Origin of the sequence: Polaromonas sp. (genome assembly GCF_030682935.1) — a bacterium.
Classification (GTDB): domain Bacteria; phylum Pseudomonadota; class Gammaproteobacteria; order Burkholderiales; family Burkholderiaceae_C; genus Polaromonas.
Genome location: NZ_JAUXNA010000214.1, coordinates 1 through 4,486 on the forward strand (window position 1 = coordinate 1; position 4,486 = coordinate 4,486).

General features: G+C 63.2%; 6 protein-coding genes. 3 read left to right on the forward strand and 3 right to left on the reverse strand.

Annotated elements, in window-relative coordinates:
• On the forward strand, nucleotides 1-335 hold a 335-nt coding region (locus Q8K05_RS09835; RefSeq protein WP_305246450.1), incomplete at its 5' end, for an SUMF1/EgtB/PvdO family nonheme iron enzyme.
• 7 nt (nucleotides 336-342) lie between these two features.
• On the opposite strand, the gene Q8K05_RS09840 is transcribed toward Q8K05_RS09835, so the two are convergent.
• From Q8K05_RS09840 to Q8K05_RS09850, 3 genes are read right to left on the reverse strand one after another with little or no spacing between them, the layout of a single operon-like run.
• The gene (locus Q8K05_RS09840) at nucleotides 343-897 is read right to left on the reverse strand and encodes a flavodoxin family protein (protein WP_305246451.1); all 555 of its coding nucleotides are present in this window, start codon (nucleotides 895-897) and stop codon (nucleotides 343-345) included.
• 33 nt (nucleotides 898-930) lie between these two features.
• Nucleotides 931-1,341: a DoxX family protein gene (locus Q8K05_RS09845; RefSeq protein WP_305246452.1), complete on the reverse strand. Its 411-nt coding sequence runs from the start codon at nucleotides 1,339-1,341 to the stop codon at nucleotides 931-933.
• A 51-nt stretch (nucleotides 1,342-1,392) separates the two neighbouring features.
• The gene (locus tag Q8K05_RS09850) at nucleotides 1,393-2,094 is read right to left on the reverse strand and encodes a pirin family protein (protein ID WP_305246453.1); all 702 of its coding nucleotides are present in this window, start codon (nucleotides 2,092-2,094) and stop codon (nucleotides 1,393-1,395) included.
• 115 nt (nucleotides 2,095-2,209) lie between these two features.
• Here Q8K05_RS09850 and Q8K05_RS09855 point away from each other — a divergent pair, with 115 nt between their 5' ends.
• Both Q8K05_RS09855 and Q8K05_RS09860 read left to right on the forward strand, forming a co-directional pair.
• Entirely contained in the window at nucleotides 2,210-3,157 is a 948-nt protein-coding gene (locus Q8K05_RS09855; protein WP_305246454.1) for a LysR family transcriptional regulator, read from the forward strand.
• Nucleotides 3,158-3,360: 203 nt separating this feature from the next.
• The gene (locus Q8K05_RS09860) at nucleotides 3,361-4,446 is read left to right on the forward strand and encodes an NAD(P)/FAD-dependent oxidoreductase (RefSeq protein WP_305246455.1); all 1,086 of its coding nucleotides are present in this window, start codon (nucleotides 3,361-3,363) and stop codon (nucleotides 4,444-4,446) included.
• Nucleotides 4,447-4,486 lie beyond the last annotated feature (40 nt).

Genomic DNA, 4,486 nt, shown 5'->3' on the forward strand with positions numbered 1-4,486 from the left:
GCACCCTGCCGGCTTCAGGGACGCCGCCCGCCAATTTTGCAGAAAACGCGGCGTACCACCCGTTGCCGCAAACCCCATCCGGCGACGACGCGCCCGCGCACCTGCTGGGCGATGTCTGGGAGTGGACGCAGTCCAACTACAACCCCTACCCCGGCTACCAGGCGTGGGAGGGCGTGGTGGGCGAGTACAACGGCAAGTTCATGTGCAACCAGTTTGTGCTGCGCGGCGGCTCGTGTGCCACGCCGCAAAGCCACATGCGCGCCAGTTACCGCAACTTTTTCCCGCCCGATGCGCAGTGGCAGTTCAGCGGCCTGCGCCTGGCGCGCAACGCCTGAGGGCCGATTAGCGCTGAAACCTGGCGGCCACTTCAGCCACGCGCTTGCCTAAATTCCGGGCGTTTTCCAGGTCGCCCGGAAACATCTCATTGGCGCCCGCGTCTGACGGGGACTGGGCCATGGCGCCGCTGTACGAGCCCAGGACGTTGGCGTCGTTGCGCTGCGCAGCCTTGCTGTTGCTGGGCATCACGCCCTGGCTGACCCAGAGCCCGCTGTGCTGCATCGCCAGGGTAAAGAGGTAGTTCAGCGTGGACATCTTGTCGCCATTCAGGGCGGCGCTGTTGGTGAAGCCCGCAAACAATTTGTCTTTCCAGGCCTGGGTGTACCAGGGTTTGGAAGACGCATCTGCAAACTTCTTGAACTGCCAGCTCACGCAGCCCATGTAGGTGGGCGACCCCATGATGATGGCATCAGCGGCCGCGAGTGTGTCCCAGCCTCCTTCAGGCAAATTGCCATCGGCGTCAATGGCCACGAGTTCCGCGCTGGCACCTTCCGCCACGGCTTGCGCCATGCGCAGGGTGTGGCCGTACCCGGAGTGGAAAACAACGGCTACTTTTGTCATGTCTGATCTCCTTGCGTTGAAAAAAGGCCTCGCTCAGGCGTTGCGCCTGGCGTCCAGGCTCCAGGCACCGGCACCGTGCGCGGCCAGCACCAGCAAACCGCCCACCACCCCAATGTTCTTGAAGAACAACAATTGCTGCATCATGGCTTGTTCAGCAGGCACGCCCCAGTAATTATGAAAAAAGAAGCTTGCGACCAGCGTGAACAGCGCCAGCGCCAGCGCGGCAAAGCGGGTGCCGAATCCGGCGATCAGGGCCAGCGCGCCACCCACTTCCACCACGATGGCAATCGCGGCGCCAAGCTCGGGCAGGGGCAGGCCCTTGGAGCCGATGTAGCCCACGGTGCCCGCAAAGCCGCCAATTTTGCCGATGCCCGCCGGAAGAAACAGCAGGGCCATCAGCAGGCGGCCTATCAGTGACAGGGGGTTTTGGAGTGCTGTAAACATGAGAAGTCCTTTGGGGTTGAGAAAATTAAAAACCGATAAAACGTTGAAAAATCAGGCGGCGAGGTCAAACACCAGCACCTCGGCATCCTGGCCGCCGGCCAGCACAATCCGGGGCTCGCCCTCGATCAAAAGCGCATCGCCGCCGCTCAGCGGGTGGCCGTTCACAGCCAGCGCACCGCGCACCAGGTGCACATAGGTTTTTCGCGCCGGGTTCAATGCCAGCGTAGCCGTTTCCGCGCCATTGAACAGCCCTGCGTACATTTTGGCGTCCGCATGGATCGTGATCGAACCCTGCGCGCCGTCGGGCGAGGCGACCAGCCGCAGCGCGCCGCGCTTTTCGGCTTCAGGAAAGGTTTTTTGCTCGTAGCCGGGGGCAATGCCGACCGCGTTGGGCTCAATCCATATCTGCAGAAAATGCGTGGTCTGGCCTTCAGCGTGGTTGAATTCGCTGTGCTGCACGCCGGTGCCCGCACTCATGCGCTGCACGTCGCCAGGCGGAATACCCTTGACGTTGCCCATGCTGTCCTTGTGCGCCAGTTCGCCGCTCAGCACATAGCTGATGATTTCCATGTCCTTGTGGCTGTGCGTGCCAAAACCCCGGCCCGCCGCCACCCGGTCCTCATTGATCACGCGCAGATTGCCAAAGCCCATGTGCGCCGGGTCGTAGTAGCCCGCGAACGAAAAGGAATGAAAAGACTTGAGCCAGCCGTGATCGGCATAGCCACGTTCGGCGGAAAGTCGTTGAATCATCATTTTGAAGCCCCTTTCAGGGTCTGTTGCAAGTCCTTCACTGTAGCCGGCGACATTACCTTGGGCGTTGCACTGATTTGATGGCATCATTCGAATTATTTGAATATATAACCCGGCAATGATCAACAAACGGCTAGGCAGTGCCCTCACACCCGACACCATTGAACTGATTGCTGCGGTGCACCGCACGGGCAGCATGGCGGCGGCCGCACGCGAGTTGGGCGTGGTGCCCAGCGCCCTGACCTACCGCATTCGCCAAGTCGAAGACGCGCTCGATGTGCTGCTGTTTGACCGCTCCTCGCGCCAGGCCAAACTGACCGAGGCGGGCAAGGAGTTGCTGCGCGAAGGCAAGCGCCTGCTGGTGGAGCTCGAGGCCATCGCCAACCGTATCAAGCGCGTGGCGACAGGCTGGGAGCCGCAACTCACCCTGGCGGTTGACAGCGTGATTTCGCGCACCACCGTGATGGAATTGTGCGAGGCATTTTTTGCGCTGGCGCCCCCCACGCGCCTGCGGATTCGCGAAGAGGCGCTGTCGGGCACGCTGGAGGCCCTGACCTCGGGCCAGGCCGACCTGGCCATTGGTGTCGCCATGGAGCCGGCGCTGAACAAATCGGTGCAAAGCAAGCCGCTGGGCAGCATCCACTTCATCTACGCGGTAGCGCCGCACCACCCGCTGGCCGAGGCCCCAGAGCCCGTCACGGACGCCATGCTGATGCCGTACCGTGCCGTGGCCGTGGCCGACTCGGTGCAACGGGGCAGCGGCGTGACGGTGGGCCTGCTCGGTGGCCAGGACATCTTTACCGTGCCCGGCATGCAGGAAAAACTGGACGCACAGCTGCGCGGTCTGGGGGGCGGCTTTCTGCCCGAATACCTGGCGCGCCCGCACATTGCCACCGGCCGGCTGGTACAAAAGCAGATGGAGCGCGCCGAGCGCCAAATCCCCATGAGCTATGCCTGGCGCCGCACGGCCGATGGCCGCGAAGGGCGCGCCTTGCAGTGGTGGCTGCAGCGACTGGACAATCCGGGCACCCGAAAAGCGCTGCTGGAGCGCGAACACGCGCTTTAAAAAATCCGTTTTTCTGCAGCGCCGCCCCCGGCTGCGTGTAGAGTGCACCTATGGTTTTCGTTTATGACGAAATTGTGACGCCGTCCCCTAATGACGAAATCCAGGGGCGTGCTGCAAGGAATAATGCGTGAAGAATGCAGCAGCGATCTCTGCCTAATATGCCCAATGTGCCCGCTTCATCAACCCAGAAAAAGTACAAAGACATGACCCCAAAATCCCGCACCGCTTCTTCTAAAAAATCAAAACCTCCCGCCCCGCGCCGCATTGCCGTGGTGGGCGCCGGCATTGCCGGCATCACCTGTGCCCGCACGCTGGCGCAGGCCGGTCACCAGGTCACGGTGTTTGAAAAAAGCCGGGGAGCCGGCGGACGCATGTCCACGCGCGACACCGAATTTGGCAGCTTTGACCACGGCACCCAGTACTTCACCGTGCGTGACGAGCGCTTTGAAAAGGCGCTGGCCAGTACCCCGGGACTGATCCGGCCCTGGAGCGCCAGCACGGTCCGGATTCTGGATGCGCTGGGCCGCGTCGTGGCGTCTGCGCTGCCGCCCAAAGAAGCCCACTGGGTTGCCACGCCAGGCATGAACGCTCTGGTCAGGCACTGGGCCCAGCCCCTTGCCGACGCCGGGCAGCTGCTGGTGCAAACGCAGGTCACACGTATCGAGCCCGACACGCTGCACCCGGAGCGCTGGCAGTTGCAAACCGAAGGCGAAGGCGCAAGCAGCCATGTCCATTCGGGTTTTGACGCGGTGGTGCTGGCTGTTCCCGCTGAGCAGGCGCATGCCTTGCTGGTGTCGTCGCAGCAGGGGCCCGCCCTGGCAAAACAGATTTCCGCCGTCAATGTGGCGCCGTGCTGGACCCTCATGCTGGCTTTTCCGCAGGTGCCCCAGCCCACGCTGCCGCTCCTGGGCCCCCACTGGAATGCGGCGCGCAGCACCCACCACCGCATCGCGTGGCTGGCGCGTGAGTCGTCCAAACCCGGGCGCGGCCAGATAGAGCGCTGGACTGTTCAGGCCAGCCCCGAGTGGTCAGAGCGCCATCTGGAAGACGACGCCGAGCGCATCAAGGCCAAGCTGATCAAGGCGTTTTCTGAAGTGACGGGCATACGCGCCGAGCCGCCCTACGCCGAGGTGCACCGCTGGCGCTTTGCCCAAACCACCGAGCCGCTGGGCAAATCCCACGCCTGGGACGCTAGCGCCCGCATTGGCGCCTGCGGCGACTGGTGCCTGGGCCACCGGGCTGAAGACGGCTTTTTGTCGGGTCTGGAAATGGCGCTGGAAATTTGTTAGCCCCCACGCTTTTCACTGCGTGTAATGCGCGGCCCCCCCG